The sequence below is a fragment of the Halioglobus japonicus genome (assembly GCF_001983995.1).
In the GTDB taxonomy this organism is placed as follows: Bacteria; Pseudomonadota; Gammaproteobacteria; order Pseudomonadales; family Halieaceae; genus Halioglobus; species Halioglobus japonicus.
In genome coordinates, this window is sequence record NZ_CP019450.1 from 200,456 (window position 1) to 216,323 (window position 15,868).

Annotated in this window: 19 protein-coding genes; 13 read left to right on the forward strand and 6 right to left on the reverse strand. The window is 60.5% G+C overall.

Annotation, left to right across the window (positions count from 1 at the left end; genetic code table 11):
* The first annotated feature begins 10 nt into the window (after positions 1–10).
* From hemB to BST95_RS01000, 5 genes are all read left to right on the forward strand, one after another.
* On the forward strand, positions 11–1,018 hold the full coding sequence (gene hemB / locus BST95_RS00985) for a porphobilinogen synthase (RefSeq protein WP_084197782.1): 1,008 nt from the start codon (positions 11–13) through the stop codon (positions 1,016–1,018).
* The gene (locus tag BST95_RS00990) at positions 1,015–1,413 is read left to right on the forward strand and encodes a hypothetical protein (RefSeq protein ID WP_205737308.1); all 399 of its coding nucleotides are present in this window, start codon (positions 1,015–1,017) and stop codon (positions 1,411–1,413) included. Before hemB ends, BST95_RS00990 begins: the two co-directional genes overlap by 4 nt.
* On the forward strand, positions 1,383–1,625 hold the full coding sequence (locus BST95_RS20020) for a hypothetical protein (RefSeq protein WP_205737309.1): 243 nt from the start codon (positions 1,383–1,385) through the stop codon (positions 1,623–1,625). The genes BST95_RS00990 and BST95_RS20020 overlap by 31 nt, the downstream gene beginning before the upstream one ends.
* A 239-nt stretch (positions 1,626–1,864) precedes the next feature.
* Positions 1,865–2,074 (forward strand): cold-shock protein, encoded by a 210-nt coding sequence (locus BST95_RS00995; RefSeq protein WP_066053858.1) that lies wholly within the window; start codon positions 1,865–1,867, stop codon positions 2,072–2,074.
* Positions 2,075–2,155: 81 nt separating this feature from the next.
* Positions 2,156–2,344, forward strand: coding sequence for a hypothetical protein (locus BST95_RS01000; RefSeq protein ID WP_066053855.1), 189 nt, complete (start codon positions 2,156–2,158; stop codon positions 2,342–2,344).
* Between the two features lie 44 nt (positions 2,345–2,388).
* Here the strand turns inward: BST95_RS01000 and BST95_RS01005 are convergent, their stop codons facing one another.
* Entirely contained in the window at positions 2,389–3,009 is a 621-nt protein-coding gene (locus tag BST95_RS01005) for an NUDIX hydrolase (RefSeq protein WP_229801810.1), read from the reverse strand.
* Positions 3,010–3,087: 78 nt separating this feature from the next.
* Between BST95_RS01005 and BST95_RS01010 the strand changes: the two genes are divergently transcribed.
* A complete protein-coding gene (locus BST95_RS01010) occupies positions 3,088–4,158 on the forward strand; it encodes an ATP-binding cassette domain-containing protein (protein ID WP_084197783.1) in 1,071 nt (356 codons plus the stop codon).
* A complete protein-coding gene (locus BST95_RS21210; RefSeq protein ID WP_084197784.1) occupies positions 4,155–4,562 on the forward strand; it encodes an ATP-binding cassette domain-containing protein in 408 nt (135 codons plus the stop codon). The genes BST95_RS01010 and BST95_RS21210 overlap by 4 nt, the downstream gene beginning before the upstream one ends.
* A gap of 10 nt (positions 4,563–4,572) precedes the next feature.
* Here the strand turns inward: BST95_RS21210 and BST95_RS01020 are convergent, their stop codons facing one another.
* Both BST95_RS01020 and mrcB read right to left on the reverse strand, forming a co-directional pair.
* Positions 4,573–5,034: a tetratricopeptide repeat protein gene (locus BST95_RS01020; protein WP_084197785.1), complete on the reverse strand. Its 462-nt coding sequence runs from the start codon at positions 5,032–5,034 to the stop codon at positions 4,573–4,575.
* Between the two features lie 41 nt (positions 5,035–5,075).
* The gene (mrcB, locus tag BST95_RS01025; RefSeq protein WP_084197786.1) at positions 5,076–7,325 is read right to left on the reverse strand and encodes a penicillin-binding protein 1B; all 2,250 of its coding nucleotides are present in this window, start codon (positions 7,323–7,325) and stop codon (positions 5,076–5,078) included.
* Between the two features lie 85 nt (positions 7,326–7,410).
* On the opposite strand from mrcB, the gene BST95_RS01030 reads away from it, so the two are divergent.
* Complete coding sequence (locus tag BST95_RS01030; RefSeq protein WP_084197787.1) at positions 7,411–8,412, forward strand: adenosine kinase; 1,002 nt, start codon at positions 7,411–7,413, stop codon at positions 8,410–8,412.
* On the opposite strand, the gene BST95_RS01035 is transcribed toward BST95_RS01030, so the two are convergent.
* Positions 8,409–10,766 carry a DNA polymerase II gene (locus tag BST95_RS01035; protein ID WP_084197788.1) on the reverse strand — a complete coding sequence of 786 codons (2,358 nt, stop codon included), beginning with the start codon at positions 10,764–10,766 and terminating at the stop codon, positions 8,409–8,411. The two genes, BST95_RS01030 and BST95_RS01035, sit on opposite strands and share 4 nt — an antisense overlap.
* Positions 10,767–10,843: 77 nt before the next feature.
* On the opposite strand from BST95_RS01035, the gene BST95_RS01040 reads away from it, so the two are divergent.
* A complete protein-coding gene (locus tag BST95_RS01040; RefSeq protein ID WP_084197789.1) occupies positions 10,844–11,191 on the forward strand; it encodes a pentapeptide repeat-containing protein in 348 nt (115 codons plus the stop codon).
* 40 nt (positions 11,192–11,231) lie between these two features.
* Here BST95_RS01040 and BST95_RS01045 read toward each other — a convergent pair whose 3' ends face one another.
* Together BST95_RS01045 and BST95_RS01050 are read right to left on the reverse strand one after the other, a co-directional pair.
* Positions 11,232–12,278: a DUF2333 family protein gene (locus BST95_RS01045; protein ID WP_084197790.1), complete on the reverse strand. Its 1,047-nt coding sequence runs from the start codon at positions 12,276–12,278 to the stop codon at positions 11,232–11,234.
* A 16-nt stretch (positions 12,279–12,294) separates the two neighbouring features.
* A complete protein-coding gene (locus BST95_RS01050; protein WP_169843810.1) occupies positions 12,295–12,756 on the reverse strand; it encodes a copper chaperone PCu(A)C in 462 nt (153 codons plus the stop codon).
* 159 nt (positions 12,757–12,915) lie between these two features.
* Between BST95_RS01050 and BST95_RS01055 the strand changes: the two genes are divergently transcribed.
* The 4 genes from BST95_RS01055 (at position 12,916) to accB (ending at position 15,862) form a co-directional block, all read left to right on the forward strand.
* Positions 12,916–14,238: a protein-disulfide reductase DsbD family protein gene (locus BST95_RS01055; RefSeq protein WP_240500243.1), complete on the forward strand. Its 1,323-nt coding sequence runs from the start codon at positions 12,916–12,918 to the stop codon at positions 14,236–14,238.
* On the forward strand, positions 14,220–14,660 hold the full coding sequence (locus tag BST95_RS20235) for a thioredoxin family protein (protein ID WP_240500244.1): 441 nt from the start codon (positions 14,220–14,222) through the stop codon (positions 14,658–14,660). Before BST95_RS01055 ends, BST95_RS20235 begins: the two co-directional genes overlap by 19 nt.
* A gap of 231 nt (positions 14,661–14,891) precedes the next feature.
* A complete protein-coding gene (gene aroQ / locus BST95_RS01060; RefSeq protein ID WP_084197791.1) occupies positions 14,892–15,335 on the forward strand; it encodes a type II 3-dehydroquinate dehydratase in 444 nt (147 codons plus the stop codon).
* Between the two features lie 47 nt (positions 15,336–15,382).
* Positions 15,383–15,862 carry an acetyl-CoA carboxylase biotin carboxyl carrier protein gene (gene accB, locus BST95_RS01065; RefSeq protein WP_084197792.1) on the forward strand — a complete coding sequence of 160 codons (480 nt, stop codon included), beginning with the start codon at positions 15,383–15,385 and terminating at the stop codon, positions 15,860–15,862.
* Positions 15,863–15,868: the final 6 nt, after the last annotated feature.

A 15,868-nucleotide genomic window follows, 5' to 3' on the forward strand; every position in this document is an offset into this window, starting at 1 on the left:
GAGCACAAACATGTCCTTTTCGAGCCAGCGAGGCCCCTTCCCCCAGACCCGCATGCGCCGGTTACGCGCCAATGCCTTTGCCCGCGATCTGGTGCGGGAGAATCAGCTCACCCCCGCGGATCTGATTTTCCCGGTGTTCGTGTTGGAAGGCAGCGGCGAGCGGGAAGCCATCCCGTCCATGCCCGGCATCGAGCGCCTCAGCGCCGACTTGCTGGTGGAGCATGCAAAAGAGCTGCACAGCCTCGGCGTGCCGGCCCTGGCTCTATTCCCGGTGGTAGGGAGTGACAAGAAATCGCTGATGGCCGAGGAGGCCTACAATCCCGAAGGTCTAGTGCAGCGCACGGTCAAGACCCTGAAAGACGCACTACCGGAACTCGGCATTATCACCGACGTGGCACTCGACCCCTTCACCACCCACGGCCAGGACGGCATTATCGACGAGGCAGCCTACGTGCTGAACGATGTGACCACCGAAGTGCTGGTGAAACAGGCCCTCTCCCACGCCGCCGCCGGGGCCGATGTGGTAGCGCCCTCGGATATGATGGATGGCCGCATCGGCGCGATTCGCTCCGCGCTGGAAGAGCAGGCCCATCCCAATACCCTGATCATGGCCTACGCTGCCAAGTACGCCTCCAGCTACTACGGCCCATTCCGCGATGCGGTAGGCTCCGCCGGCAACATCAAAGGCGGCAACAAGTTCAGTTACCAGATGGATCCCGCCAATTCCGACGAGGCCCTGCACGAATGCGCCCTGGATCTCCAGGAAGGCGCGGACATGATTATGGTCAAGCCTGGCATGCCCTATCTGGATATCGCCCGACGCGTAAAGGACGAACTCAAGGCGCCCACCTTTGCCTATCAGGTAAGCGGCGAGTACGCCATGCACCAGGCGGCCTTCGAACAAGGCTGGCTTGAGCGTGAGCCGGTGATGCTCGAGTCACTGCTGGCCTTCAAGCGCGCTGGCTGCAATGGGATTCTGACCTACTTTGCACTGGAAGCGGCGCGAGCCCTGCAGTGATATCACGCGCCCTGCTGCTGGTTGCGCTGGCTTCACTGTCACCGTGGGCTGCTGCGGAATGTGAATGCCTGTGGCAGGGTTCCTTTGATGAGGTACAGGCAAAAACCGACCTGGTGGTGGCCGCCGAGGTCGCCTCTACCAAGGGCAACTCCATCGACCTGAATACCGCGCAAGTGCTGCGGGGCACGCTGCCGCCTGTGGAACTGCGCGTATGGCTGGCCTATGAAGACCACTGCCGGCCGCCAACAGATACCTTCCCTGTGGGCAGTCGCTGGGTCATGGCCCTGACTCGCATCGACGAAAAGGTCAGCGGGGCTTTAACCCCAACACGCCCAACTACAGCTACGGCCGAGTCGGCGACTACATGCTTTCGAACTGCGGCGGCTACTGGTTGAAGTGGGAAGGCGACGCCGTTACCGGCAATCTGGTGGACGCCCCTCGCTGGGACCATGAACCCAAAATGACACCGGTGTTACTGGAACTGATCGCCGCTTTTGTCGCGGGCAAGGCCGATAGTGCGGCTCTGCTCGCGGCCAGCCAGGAGGACCCGGCATTGCGGGAATTGCGGCTGAATACGCGTGCGTTTCTGCGCGGTGACGAGGAATAAATACGGGCTTTTGCCACGAGAGCCGCGCATCCGATGAAGCAACCGGTCACAATCTGAGTATTATTTAACCGCCCGGAGCTGTATACTCCGCCCCCTGCTTGTCTGATTCTTTATTTGTGTCCCTCGATTGCAAACCGTCTTACGACCTTCCCTGCCTCAGTACATAGATAGTTTTTCCCTCAAGTTTTCTCCCGTTCACGCGGGTCATTTATCTATGTCGTAACTAGAAGGTAATTTTCATGTCCAGATCAACTGGTAAAGTAAAGTGGTTTAACGAGAGCAAGGGCTTTGGCTTCCTGGAGCAGGAGTCAGGTCCAGATGTATTTGCGCACTTCAGTGCCATTCAGGGCTCCGGCTTCAAGACCCTCGTCGAAGGCCAGGAAGTTGAGTTCACTGTTACCCAGGGTCAGAAAGGCCCCCAGGCAGAGAACATCACTGTCATTTCCTGAAGCACCCCCAGGCCAGGTGCGGGCATTGCTCCCGCGCCGGCCACTCCATATATAAAGAATACCAAACACAGGGAGACCATTATGGCTGGGAAACCAACACGCCAGAGCAACGCCAAAAAGAAGCCTGCAGCAGCCGTCGAGACATCTGATTCGATCGCAGAACAGACCCGCTTGTTCCTGCAGTCAGGCAAGTCCATCGAAGTTATCGAATCTGGCATTAGTCAGCGGCCCACGCTTGGCGCGCCCAATGGGCCTGCCTCGGGCAAGTAACGCTCACCATCACCGCTGCGGATTAATCACGCGAGGCACATGCGCTAACGTTTGCGCCAGCGCTTGCGTCTCGGGTTATCCCCCTCAACCAGATCCATGAGCTCATCGAGCATCATGAGTGACAACCCCCAGATACGTCGCCCCTCGTAGAAATAACAGGGCATGGGGATCTCAACGTTCTTGTACTTCCAGACCATTTCCTCGCGGTTGTCCGAGTCGAGCAGAAATTCCAGTGGCACCCACACCACTTCGGCCACCTCGTAGTTCGGCGTCAGCACCACCGCGCGCTCCAGCCGGAACACAAAGGCACTGACAATCATGCCCAGCGCGCCACGACTGGGCCGGGCATTGATATCCGAGAGCCGGCCGATACAGCGGTCACTCGGCTCAAGCTGCAGACCGACCTCTTCCTCGGTCTCACGCAAGGACACCGCAAAGCCATTGGCGTCGGCCTTATCCATGCGCCCACCTGGGAATGCCATGTGCCCGGACCAGGGATCCCCCTCCCTTTCTGCGCGTTTGATCATTAGGATATGCAGCTCGCCATCGCGCACCTGGAGAATCAGCGCGACCGCCGAGCGTTTTCGCAGCCGGCGCAGCCAGGGGCGATGAGGGCGATGGCCCGCAAGGCCAGTCTCTATCATTTGCAGCAGTGGTACGGACACTGTGAGCTCCAGTGATTGTCGAGCAATATTAAGCCAGCCCCGAATGAAGGCAACAAGGGCGGCCGATGAGGAATTTTCATGCCCAGTACTCTCCTACTCACGCTAAACCAGGTGCAGCTTGTGTATCGCGCCTTGCCGGCACTGCGCGACGTCAATTGGCACATAGGGGCCGGGGAGCAGTGGGCCGTGTTGGGACCCAACGGGGCCGGCAAGACCAGCCTGGCGAGAATCATCAGCGGCCAGGCCAAACATTACTCGGGCGAATTCATTGCTGCTGATACCCTTGGCGCACAGGGCGTTGCCTATGTCTGCTTTGAGCAAACCCGGGCGCTGATCGAGCGCGACCGCAAGCTCGATGATTCAGAAACCCGGGCCGATGCGAGCGATCCAGGCACCCTGGTACGCGACCTAATACTCGCCGGCAGGGCCGAGGATGAGGCCTTTGCGCAATGGATTAAGCGACTCGGTATCGGCCATATCCTGGACCGCGGCCTGCGCTATATCTCCACCGGCGAGATGCGCAAGAGTCTGTTGGTCGCCGCTATTTTGCAGCAACCGGCACTGCTCATACTCGACAGCCCGATGGATGGGCTCGACCGTGCCAGCCAGGCAGCAATGCGCGCGGCACTCGAAGAGCTACTGCAATCGGGCCAACAAGTTGTGTTGTTGTGCCGACAGGCCGGCGACGTTCCCGAATCCATCTCGCACCTGTTGGTACTCGACGATGGCGCCATTGTCACCGAGGGGCTGAGGAACACCACACTCAACGATCCCCGGGTGGCGGCACTGATGAATCCAACTTTACCAGCGCTGGCGCAACTGCCAGCGCCCGCGCCGCGACCCTATCAACTAAATCCGGATACTCCGTTGCTGCACCTGCGCGACGTCAATGTCAGCTATGGCGAGCTGGACGTACTGACCGGTGTTAACTGGACGTTCCGGCAGGGCCAGCACTGCGCGGTGTCCGGACCCAACGGCTGTGGCAAGAGCACCCTGCTCAGCCTGGTGACAGGGGACAATCACAAGGCCTATGGCCAGGACATTACCCTGTTCGGTATTCGCCGCGGCTCGGGCGAAAGCATCTGGGACATCAAACAGAAGTACGGCCAGTTGGACAACCAGTTACACCTCAACTTTGCCCGGGTATGAAAGTGCTGGAAGTGGTGATCTCGGGCTTTTTCGATTCGGTCGGCCTGTACGATGACTGGGGCGACGAGCAGCGCGCCACTGCAACCCAATGGCTGGCCGCCCTGGGCCTTGCAGATTACCTGCGCGAATCGTTCGATGCGCTGTCGTTTGGCCTGCAACGGGTCGTGCTGCTGGCCCGCGCCATGGTGAAGTCGCCGGCCATTCTGCTGCTGGACGAACCCACCCTGGGCATGGACGGCCCGCACCGGCGCCAGTTGCTGCAGGCCATTGACCACATCGCCGCAAACTCCGACACCCAGGTGATCTTTGTCAGCCATTCGGTGGGCGAGTTACCCGCGTGCATTAACCAGCACCTAGTTTTTGAGCCCCGCGACAATGGTTTTGATGTGGTGTGTTCGGACTGAACCTGGCGGCTCAGTCAACAAACCCCGCAAGCGCATTGCACTGACGACTTCCTGAACAGTACAGCAGGCCGCGCTCGGCCACCGCCTTGGCCTGGGCAGTATTGCCCAGTACCGCGTGGGTGCGCGCCAGTTCGAGATAAATTTCAGCATCGTCGGGATCGATGCGCTGGGCACGCTGCAAATACCCCAGTGCCCTATCGGCATCGCCACTGCTGCGCGCCTGCACCGCCCGGTCAATCAACACGTTGTGGCCACCACTCCCCGTGCTTGAATCCGGCGCCGGAGTCGGCGCAGGCTCAGGCGCCTCAGGAGGCGAGGTGTCTTCATAACTGGGCTCGCCACTCTCAATTTTGGGCAGGGAATACGGGTTGGTGCCACAGGCAGCCAGGGCAACAATAGATGCTCCCAGCAATACGCGGGCAATAACGACAGGGTGGCGCAATGCAAACTCCAAAGAGGCGGTAGTGGCCATGCAGTGTAACCGAACAGGCCGCACAAGCCAGCGGCCCCGGGCTAGTTATCAAAAATGGACTGGAACCAGCCCTTGATGCGTGACGTTCGCGGCGCACAGTTGGTATGCGCCCGCGGTTGCGAGCCTTCAATAAACGGCATCTGCACCGCGTTGGGACAGCCCTCGCCGGTAATCATACCGTTGCTGCTATCCACCCAATCGACCTCCACACCCTCGGGCATACGGTAAGCCAGGGACCGCTGGGAAGCACCCGCCATAAAGCGCGACCAGATCCGCAGGGCGCCACTGCTGCCGGTCAAGCCTGTTTCGCCATTGTCGTCGCGGCCCATCCAAGTCACTGCAAGCAGATCCCCGGAGAAACCGGCAAACCAGGAATCGCGACCATCATTGGTGGTACCGGTCTTGCCAGCCACCAGCATATTGGCTGGCAGGTCGCGATAGGCGCCGCGGCCCGTGCCCTTTTTCATGGCTTCGAGCATGGCGTATTGCAGCAGGTAGACCGCCTGCAGGCTCACCTCACGCTCGTACTGCAGGTCGTAGCGCTGCAGCGGTTCACCGCGGGCATCGACAATATCGCGAATACTGCGCAGCGGAGTGCGGAACCCACCGGACGCAATGGTCTGGTACATGGCGGCCATATCCATCGGTGAGTACTCGCCGGCACCCAGGGTCAGCGCCGGCACCTGGGGCACTGGCCGCTCAACCCCGAGCCGGGCCAGCATATCGGCAATATTCTCAATACCCAGCTCAAGACCAAGACTTGCCGTGGCGAGGTTGTAGGATTTCGCCAAAGCCATATACAGCGGCACCTGGCCGTGGGCCTGGCGATCAAAATTTCGCGGCTGCCAGTCGTCGCTGCCGCGCACCGGCACGCTGATCGGTTCATCCGCCAGCAGGGTGGCCAGGGAGTAATCCCGCGGGCGCTCCAGCGCGGTAAGGTAAACCGCAGGTTTCAACAAAGAGCCCGCCGGGCGGCGCGCGTCGAGGACGCGATTAAACCCCGCATAACTGACCTTGCGCCCACCAACCAGCGCGGCGACTTCACCGCTGTCAAAGCGGGTGACAATCGATGCACTCTGCAGACTGCCCTTGCCATCGATGGCCCTGAGAACGCTGGTAGTACTGCTCTCCAACTTGCGCTGCAAAATCGGATCAAAGGCGGTAAATATGCTCAGGCCCAGTGTAGTCAGGTCTTCCTCGCGGTAGTCGCGGCGCAGCTGCCGACGCACCAGGTCGAGGTAGGCGGGGAAGCTGTTGCGAATGCGCGGCGCGTTGTTGAGCCCCAGCGGCATGGCCTTGGCCACCAGCGCGTGCTCATCAGAGATCACCCCCTGCTCGGCCATGACATCGAGCACCACATTGCGGCGCTTCATCGCTCGCTCGGGATTGCGCAGCGGGTTATAGAGCGACGGGCCTTTAATCATTCCCACCAGCAACGCCTGTTGATGCAGGCCCAGTTGCTCCAGTGGCGTATCAAAATAGTGCCGGGCGGCCAGGGAAAAGCCGTGAATCGCCCGGGGCCCCTCCTGTCCCAGATACACCTCATTCAGGTAGCTCTCGAGAATTTGATCTTTCTCATAGTGCAGCTCCAGCAGCACCGCCATGATCACTTCCGTGAGTTTGCGCACCAGGGTACGCTCTGGCGTGAGGTAGTAGTTCTTCACCAACTGCTGAGTAATCGTGCTGCCACCCGCCACCACCTGACCGGAGCGCAGGTTGCTGAGGGCCGCACGTGCGATGCCTGAGACCGAGAACCCCCAGTGCTCATAAAAGTCCTGGTCTTCCACGGCAAGAAGCGCCTGCCACAGCGCATCCGGCACGTCAGCAAGTCGGATCAGCAGTCGGTCTTCACCGTGGGAAGGATAAATACCGCCGATCTGAACGGGATCCAGGCGCATGAGATCGACGGGGGCGCCGCTGCTGGTAATACCCTGCAGCCGGGTAGCACCAAGATCGAGCGTGACCCGCCGGGCGGGTTCGCTTTCACCGGGAAAATCGAAGCCGCGGGTATAAACCTCAAAGCGATTGCGATTGCGCGCCACCTGCCCGGGGCCGCTGGCATGACGCACCTTGCGGTAGCCCAGCACCTCAAGCTCGTAGGCGAGGTCCTCCGGGGTCAGCTCGGCCCCCACATACAGTTCCAGGGGGCGGGCGTATACCTTGGCGGGCAGTTCCCACATTTTGTCGGTAAACGTGGAGGTAATACGGGCGTCGAGGTAAATCAGGAAGCCGACACCGACAACCAGGGCCACGAGAAAGAGTTTGAAGAGCAGACGGCGAGTTTTAACCATGGGTCGGGAGTGTACACCAGCCCACTTTCAATAGATCAACGAATCCGGATAATACCCGGCTGAACTTACTGAGGATGATGTAACCATGAAAAAATATGCCGCTTATGGAATCGGCGCAGCCCTGGTCGACACCGAGATCAAGGTTGAGGACAGCGAACTGGCCGCCATGAACGTCGAGAAGGGCATGATGACCCTGGTCGACGCCGACCGCCAGAGTGAACTGCTGGGCCACCTCGAAGGGCATCTGGTCAAGGCAAGCCATGCCAGCGGCGGCAGTGCGGGCAACTCAATGATTGCCACTGCCCAGTTTGGCAAGCCGACCTTCATGTCGTGCAAGGTGGCCAACGACGCCGATGGCGATATCTATATCGCCGACCTGGAAGCGGCGGGCGTCGACCATGCGCTCACTGGCGAGCGCGAGGAAGGTATTACCGGCAAATGCCTGGTGCTGATTTCACCGGACGCTGAGCGCAGCATGAACACCAACCTGTCGATCAGCGAAACGCTGTCCACCGACCAGCTCAATGCCCAGGCCATTGGCGAATCCGAGTACTACTACATGGAAGGCTATGTCGTCACCTCACCCACCGGCCGCGCCGCGGCCGTTCGCGGCCGCGAAATTGCCGAAGCGGCAGGCGTCAAAACCTCCATCAGTCTGTCGGACCCAGGCATGGTCGAATTCTTCCGTGACGGGCTGCAGGAAATGATTGGCGAGCGCGTCAACCTTATCTTCTGCAACGAAGCCGAGGCACTGGGCTGGGGCAACACCGACAACATCGAGGTCGCCATCGAAAAGCTCAAGCAGGTAGCGGACACCTTTGTCATAACCCGCGGCGCCGAAGGCGCACTGACATACGACGGTGACAACCTGGCAGAGATTCCACCCCACAAGGTACACGCGGTGGACAGCAACGGTGCGGGCGACATGTTTGCCGGTGCGTTCCTGTACGCCATTACCCGCGGCGAAGATTTCCCCACCGCCGGCCGCTTTGCCAGCCTGGCCGCCGGCAAGATTGTCGCCAACTACGGCCCGCGCCTGAAGCCCGAAGAATACCCCGCCCTGCGCAACGAATTCTTCGGCGGCTAGAACAAGCCGATCTGGCTATTGACGAGCTCGTCGAAAGACGAGCCCACAAAGCCCAGTATTCCGTCAGCCACGGGCTGTAGCTGACGCTCGATGTACTGTTCGTAGTCCAACGGGGCCAGCGCAGCCTGCGCCGGCTCCGCCCCAGCGGTTGTCAGCACATACTCCACCCAGGCCCCGCGCCTGGGGGGGGGCAGCCCGCGCGCCTCATACAAGCGCCCGGCCTGCACATGGGGCGGCACATTGCGCTGGTATTCATCCAACCGTCGCCGCAAGCGCTTGCGGTACACCAGTTGCTGATCGAGTTCGCCGGCCCTGAGCTGTGCTGCAGTTTGCTGCACAAAGCCCTCAAAGGGCTCGCCAACAAATACCCGGCGGTACAACTCTTCCTGGAAGTCACGCGCCAGGCGGGTCCAGTCGGTGCGCACATTCTCCAGCCCCTTGAAGATCAGCCGATCTTCACCCCCGCTACGCACCACACCGGCATAGCGCTTCTTACTGCCCTTATCCGAGCCGCGAATGGTCGGCATGAGAAAGCGTCGATAGTGGGTCTCAAACTCCAGTTCCAATACGCTGTCGATGCCGAATTCCTGCATCAGGGTTTCGCACCACCACTGGTTCAGCGAGCGCTCCAGATCGCGGCCAGCTGATTCCGCCTCCGCGTCATTGGCGGCTTCGTGAATCCACACGAAAACGGAGTCGGTATCACCGTATATCACCCGGTGTCCCGCCGCCTCGATCTGCTCGCGGGTACGCTGAATAATCTCGTGCCCACGCCGGGTGATGGAGCTAGCCAGCCGCGCATCAAAGAAGCGGCAACCGGTGGATCCGAGGACACCGTAAAATGAATTCATGATGATCTTAATGGCCTGCGAGAGCGGCGCATCGGCAGCGGCCCGCGCATCATCGCGCAACGCCCACAGGTGAGCGATTAGTCCCGGCAGGATATGACCCTCGCGGATAAACCGGGCCTCCAGAAAGCCAGGCACGGTCTCATCAGCGGCGATATCCGGCAGGGTACCCAGTGCCAGTCCCAGCGGATCGATGGCAAACGTAAGAATAATACTCGGATACAGGCTTTTGAAATCCAGCACCAGCACGTGGTCATAAATGCCCGGCGCAGAATCGAGCACAAAGCCGCCGGGACTGGCGGTGAGATCGCGACTGGCATTGGGTGCGACATAACCCTGGCGGTGGAGACGCGGCAGATACAGGTTGTCGAAAGAGGCCACCGACCCGCCGAGGCGATCCATGTTCAAACCCGTCATGCGCGAGCGGGCGACGGCGAAGGCCAGCAAATCTGTGTGTTCAAAAATACGGGAGACCAGCTCGCAATCCTTGAGGTTGTATTCCGCCAGTGCGGTTTTGTCTTCCTCAAACTGGCGGCTGATCTCTTCGCCGCGATCAGGACTGTGAATAAGCTTGCCCTTACCCAGCAACTCCCGGGACACGTTCTCCAGGGAAAAACTCTCAAACCGGTAGAAGGCCGCACGCAGCAGCTCAATACCATCTAGAATTACCCGGCCCGGACACTGCACCGTGCGGCGCTCGCCCTCCTCGTCAAGCTCCCGCCAGTGCACCGGCCGGCGGCCGCGGCCCAACAGCAGTCGACGGTTGCAAACATCCGCCACGCGCTGCAGGTACCAGGTATCGAAGTTGACCACGTTCCAACCGATCAGTACGTCCGGATCGAACTCGCCCAACCAGTCGACAAAGGCCTGTAGCACTGCTTCCTGGTTAACACAGACCTGCACGTAATCCTGGGTTGCGCCCTCGCCGAGCATGAATACCCGCCGCTGCTCCGGGCCCTCGCCGCCATAGCCATGCACACCGATGGAGAAAAGCTGCACCCCCTCCATGGCAGTCTCGATATCAAAGGAGGCCACCCGCAGTGAGGGCTGGTAGTCGGCGCCGCGGATTTTGGGGTTTTCCACCCACAGGTGCCCTGCCCGGGTAGTGATGTGCCCAGCGAGCTCGACGCCACCGGCAACAAAGCGCTCCATTAAATAGCGGTCGACGGGATTGATATCCGCCTCCAGGGGCTCGCAGCCACGCTCTTCGAGCGCGTCGGCCAATTGCCTTGCCTGGCGATAACTTCGGCAGTACACACCCACTACCGCCGTATGCGCAAAATCACGCAGCTCCAGCGGCTGCACCTCCACCCCGGGCGTGCCTTCCAATAGCGGGCCGGCAATGCCGAGTTCGTCTCTGGACAGAAAAAAGGTACTGCGCTGTCCCTGCACCAACGCACACAGCGGGCCCTTGTCCGTGGTAAACCACAGCTCCAATTCGATACCGGCGGGGGTATCGCGCCAGTTGCGGCTGAGCAGGAAACCTTTGAGGTTGGATACGGTCATCTATTGAATTGAGGGCCAGTCGGCGATTAAGCTATGTGCCCGCTGAATGGGCCGGCAACGGTAGACAAGGACCTATCATGAACAAACCTGTGATCAAACCCGATCCCTTATACCAGCTCCTGCGCAATGAGGACATCAAGGGTTTTAACGAGCAACGCGACACGCTGGATACCGGTGAACTGAAGAGCGGCGACTACCGCGGCCGCGATCTGCGTAACATGAACGCCGACGGCCTTGACTTCAGCGATTCCTACTTCCGCAACGCGGACCTCAGCGGCATCGACTTCCGCAATACCAATCTGGAAGGGGCCAGCTTGCTGGATGCCAAGCTGTCGGGCACTTACTTCCCGCAGGAACTGTCCGCCACAGAAATTCGCCTGTCCCTGGATACAGGCACCCGGCTGCGTTACGAAAGCTCCAAGTAGGCCTGCCCATGCGCCGAGCCTAGCTCGGCGCAATAATCCATCAACCCTGCAGTAGCAAATCCCGCAAGTCGATAATCGCCGCATTTGCCCGGCTGATATAGGACGCCATCACCAGTGAGTGGTTGGCAAACAGACCAAAGCCGGTGCCATTGAGAATCACCGGGCTCCACAGCTGCTCCTGAGAGCCTTCCAGCTCACGAATAATCTGCTGCAGGCTGACCAGCGCGTTCTTCTTGCGCAGCACATCGGCGAAGTCCACCTCCACCGCCTTGAGGAAATGGATCAGGGCCCAGGTGGTACCGCGGGCCTCGAAGAACACATCATCGATCTCATTCCAGGGCGTTTTCACCACGACCTCGCCCGGCGCATTGGTGGACTGGCTGGCCGCAGTGTCGCCCGCCAGATCCGTATTGATCCGGCGCTGACCCACACTGGCCGACAGGCGCTGGGACAGACTGCCCAGCCGGGTGTTCACGGTGGACAGCCAGTAACGCAGATTGTCGGCGCGCGCATAGAACTGCGCGTGGGGATCATCGGTGTCGGACAGCCGGGTGAAATAGGCGCGGGTATAGGAAAGGGCCTCACGATATTCCGACTCGGACGAGGGTAGAATCCAGCTGTTGGAATCGAAGTGATAGCGGGGTTCCGCCACCGCGAGGTCAGCGTCCTCGGTAGACTGCGACTGCGAGCGGCTGAACACCTCGCGCATGGCCCGTGACATATCGCGCACCTGCACCAATACCCCGTATTCCCAGTTGGGCATGTTGTCGAGGAAGATGCCGGGCGGGAAACGATCGTTGTGGATATAGCCACCGGGTTTGTCCAGCAAGGTTTCCATCACACCCATTAAGGCCGCCGTCGTCACTGAACCGGTGACGACTTCACCGCCGTCTGTCGCGGCGTATTCGGCAGCCTTCTCGCGCGGATCGAAGCGATCCGGCGTGCCACTCCAGTAAATGGCCAGCACCAGGATGATCAGCGCGTACACAAGTACGGCCAAGAGAATCCACTTGCCGGGGCCCTTCTCGGGCAAAACGTTCAACAGGCTGTCGCGCCATTCGTCCAAGGTGTCTCTTACTGCACTCATACCCTAGTCTCTACTGTCAGTGATGATGGTGGTGATGATCGCCCGCGCTGGCCGCGCTCTTGCGCACTTCGGCCTCAGTGCACAGCTCTTCTCCCGAGGCAAAGGTCAGACACAGGGTGCGGGTCTGGCCCGGCTGGGGCATGGCCTCAAGATCGAACAGCATAAGGTGCGTCCCCCCAGGGGCAAGCGCAACCGTGTCGCCAGGGGCTACTGTCAGTGTAGTCAATTCCATCATCCGCAGCAGGCCGTCGACCTCGGCCGTGGTATGGATTTCCACCTTGCCGGCGCCGGATACTGTGGCGGCGACCACTTCCGCGGGCTCGCTGCCGCTATTGGACAGCGATAAATAGGCAGCGGTTGTCTTCTGCACCGGCGGCAGGGCCCTGACCCAGGCATCGTCTATCGTCAGTGAAGAAGCGGTGGCTACCAGCGGCAGAGCGGCGAGCACTGCCGCGAAAACGCGAGTTCGAAACAACACGGTGACTCCAAAGGAAACTATTTACGCGAAAAGGCGTCCTAGACTACACCACGGTTGGCTCGCTCAGCCAGCGAATTGGGCCACGGGCCTTTGACTGATAGAATTTAGGCCCAGAACCGCCGGCACGGTGCCGACGGGGCCACAACATACGGAACCACTATGCGCCTGCTACTGGCCACACTGCTACTTCTTACATCCACTTTTTCTCAGGCCCAGTTACCCGGCACCAACAATCCGTTCGCGGCGGAGCAGCCGGACTTCCTGCCGGTTGAGGAAGCGTATCAACTGGAGGTCGAACCCAGTGATGAGGGCCTGCGCTTTTACTGGCAGATCGCCGACGGCTACTACCTGTATCAGCACGCGTTCAAATTCCAGGGTGAGGATGACGAGGGCGCACTGGCGCTCCAGGGCCAACTCCCCCAGGGCATAGACCGCACCGATGAGTTCTTCGGTGATGTCACCGTCTACTACAACCAGGCCGACGTCACCGTAGAGGCCGAGCGCCAGGGGGACGACACCGTACAGCTGACCGTCACGTCCCAGGGCTGCGCAGATGCGGGCCTGTGCTACCCACCGCGCAAACAGTTTTTCAGCTGGGCACCAGACGCTGGCACCGTCACCGAAACCACGCCGCCAGCGCGCAAAGCCAGCGTCGTCACTACACAGAAGAGTGCGCCCCAGAGCGATGGCGCCAGCCCGGCCCAGGGCCTGGGCTCGCTGCCCTACATGATGCTGCTGGCCTTTCTCGGTGGCGCCATTCTCAACCTGATGCCCTGTGTCTTCCCGATCCTGTCGCTCAAGGTACTCAGTTTCGCCCAGAGCACTGACGAGGACCGCCACCTGCACAGCTGGCTGTATACCGCCGGCGTGGTGATCAGCTTCGTGGCGATCGCCGCTGTACTCATCGGCCTGCAACAGGCGGGCAGCGCCGTCGGCTGGGGCTTCCAGTTGCAGTCGCCGGGTTTTGTGATCGCGCTGGCCTACCTGTTCCTGGTGATGGGCCTGTCACTGTCGGGGCTGGTCAGCCTCGGCGGTAATCTGATGAATACCGGCAGTTCACTGGCAGACCGCGGCGGCCTCAGCGGCAGCTTCTTCACCGGCGTATTGGCGGTGGTGGTGGCCAGCCCCTGCACGGCGCCCTTTATGGGCACCGCCCTGGGGTTTGCCGTCACCCAACCACCGGTAGTGGGACTGTCGGTCTTCGCCGCCCTGGGTGTCGGCATGGCCGCCCCACTGTTGTTGTTCAGCTACAGCGGTGGCGCCCGTGCGCTAATGCCGCGCCCGGGCCCTGGATGGAAACCCTTAAGGAATTCCTGGCCTTTCCCCTCTATGGCGCAGCCATCTGGCTGGTATGGGTGGCGGGTCGCCAGACTGGTGTCAATACCATGGCGGCCGTGCTTTGCGGTGCGCTATTGCTCACCCTGGGGCTGTGGCTGTGGCAACAGGGCGGTAAGCGCCGCTGGATGGCGGCCGCAGCTGTGATCAGCGCCATTGCCCTGGCGAGCATCGACAACCTCGACCCAGTGCGAGGCGGCCAAGCCTCACTGGGCGAGGGCCGGGTAGCCTGGTCTGAGCCAACGCTTGAAGAATTGCGCGCCGCCGGCAAGCCCGTATTTGTGGATGTGACCGCCGATTGGTGTATTACCTGCCTCGCCAATGAGCGGGCAGTGTTGTTCACCGACGACATCACCGCTGCCTTCGCCGACCACGGCGTCACCTATATGGTCGCCGATTGGACCAATTATGACGCCGAGATCGCCGAATTTATCGCCAGTCACGGCCGTACCGGCATTCCCCTGTACGTGATGTACCCGCCCCTGGGGGCCGGCGAACCATTTCTGTTGCCGCAAATCCTCACCGACCAACTGGTCATCGATGCCCTGAACGCCGTTTCTGGCAAATAGCCCGCACTTGTCGGCATGTTAGCTGACTTTACGCGCGGTTTCAGAGAAGATCGTTCTTCTTCCCCGAAACCGCCCAGCAACAGCCCGGAGAAGCCCACAACTTCCTAAATATTGCTAACTTCCGCTATCGCGCTGCTAAATGCTGGCAAAATGCCGATTTTTACCAAAGACGTGGACAAAATGTCGATATTACGCCACACTGCTGCAATAAATAGCGCCTGAGAACCCAACATGGCCACCATACTTGTCCTGCACGGCCCCAACCTGAACCTGCTCGGTGAACGCGAGCCGGAGATTTACGGCAGCACCACGCTGTCTGATATCAACCAGACGCTACAGCAACAAGCCCGCGACAAAGGCCACCACCTGCTCTATGTACAAAGCAACGCCGAGTACGAGCTGGTCGAGCGCGTCCAGGACGCCCGCCACGAAGGCGTGAACTTCATTCTGATTAACCCCGCGGCATTCACCCACACTAGTGTGGCCCTGCGCGATGCGCTGGCGGCGGTGGAGATTCCCTTTATAGAAGTCCACCTGTCCAACGTTCATGCCCGCGAGGAATTCCGCAAGCATTCCTATTTCTCGGACCTGGCTCAAGGCGTGATCTGCGGCCTCGGCCCCCAAGGCTACGAACTCGGCCTGCAGGCGGCGATCAAGTATATCGAGCAGTCCTGACCTGCCCTGCCCCATTAACGAAACCTCAACTTGAAGAGAACAACACCATGGACATTCGCAAAGTAAAAAAACTGATCGAGTTGCTGGAAGAGTCGAATATCGACGAAATTGAGATCAAGGAAGGCGAAGAATCTGTGCGCATCAGTCGCAACAGCATGCAGCCCATGATGGCTGCGCCCGCGGCGCCTGCCTACGCACCCGTGCCCGCCGCGGCACCTGCGCCGGCACCCGCACCTATTGCTGCGGCACCGGAACCCGCGCCTGCTGCTGAGCCCGCCGCGCCGGCCACCACGGGCCATGTCGTGAAATCACCCATGGTGGGCACCTTCTACCGCGCACCGTCACCCAGCTCACCCTCGTTCGCAGAGGTTGGCCAGACCGTCAAAGTCGGCGACGTCATCTGTATTGTCGAAGCGATGAAAATGATGAACCAGATCGAGGCCGACAAGTCGGGCACCATTGAAGCCATCCTCGTGGACAACGGCGAGCCGGTGGAATTCGACCAGCCGCTGTTCTCCATCGTATAAGGAGGG

Bases quoted from the DNA above. Each gene is read 5' to 3' on its own strand.
- hemB (WP_084197782.1), top strand. From the start codon at position 11: ATGTCCTTTTCGAGCCAGCGAGGCCCCTTCCCCCAGACCCGCATGCGC.
- BST95_RS20020 (WP_205737309.1), top strand. From the start codon at position 1,383: ATGCTTTCGAACTGCGGCGGCTACTGGTTGAAGTGGGAAGGCGACGCC.
- BST95_RS00995 (WP_066053858.1), top strand. From the start codon at position 1,865: ATGTCCAGATCAACTGGTAAAGTAAAGTGGTTTAACGAGAGCAAGGGC.
- BST95_RS01000 (WP_066053855.1), top strand. From the start codon at position 2,156: ATGGCTGGGAAACCAACACGCCAGAGCAACGCCAAAAAGAAGCCTGCA.
- BST95_RS01010 (WP_084197783.1), top strand. From the start codon at position 3,088: ATGCCCAGTACTCTCCTACTCACGCTAAACCAGGTGCAGCTTGTGTAT.
- BST95_RS21210 (WP_084197784.1), top strand. From the start codon at position 4,155: ATGAAAGTGCTGGAAGTGGTGATCTCGGGCTTTTTCGATTCGGTCGGC.
- BST95_RS01020 (WP_084197785.1), bottom strand. From the start codon at position 5,034: ATGGCCACTACCGCCTCTTTGGAGTTTGCATTGCGCCACCCTGTCGTT.
- mrcB (WP_084197786.1), bottom strand. From the start codon at position 7,325: ATGGTTAAAACTCGCCGTCTGCTCTTCAAACTCTTTCTCGTGGCCCTG.
- BST95_RS01030 (WP_084197787.1), top strand. From the start codon at position 7,411: ATGAAAAAATATGCCGCTTATGGAATCGGCGCAGCCCTGGTCGACACC.
- BST95_RS01035 (WP_084197788.1), bottom strand. From the start codon at position 10,766: ATGACCGTATCCAACCTCAAAGGTTTCCTGCTCAGCCGCAACTGGCGC.
- BST95_RS01040 (WP_084197789.1), top strand. From the start codon at position 10,844: ATGAACAAACCTGTGATCAAACCCGATCCCTTATACCAGCTCCTGCGC.
- BST95_RS01045 (WP_084197790.1), bottom strand. From the start codon at position 12,278: ATGAGTGCAGTAAGAGACACCTTGGACGAATGGCGCGACAGCCTGTTG.
- BST95_RS01055 (WP_240500243.1), top strand. From the start codon at position 12,916: ATGCGCCTGCTACTGGCCACACTGCTACTTCTTACATCCACTTTTTCT.
- BST95_RS20235 (WP_240500244.1), top strand. From the start codon at position 14,220: ATGGCGGCCGCAGCTGTGATCAGCGCCATTGCCCTGGCGAGCATCGAC.
- aroQ (WP_084197791.1), top strand. From the start codon at position 14,892: ATGGCCACCATACTTGTCCTGCACGGCCCCAACCTGAACCTGCTCGGT.
- accB (WP_084197792.1), top strand. From the start codon at position 15,383: ATGGACATTCGCAAAGTAAAAAAACTGATCGAGTTGCTGGAAGAGTCG.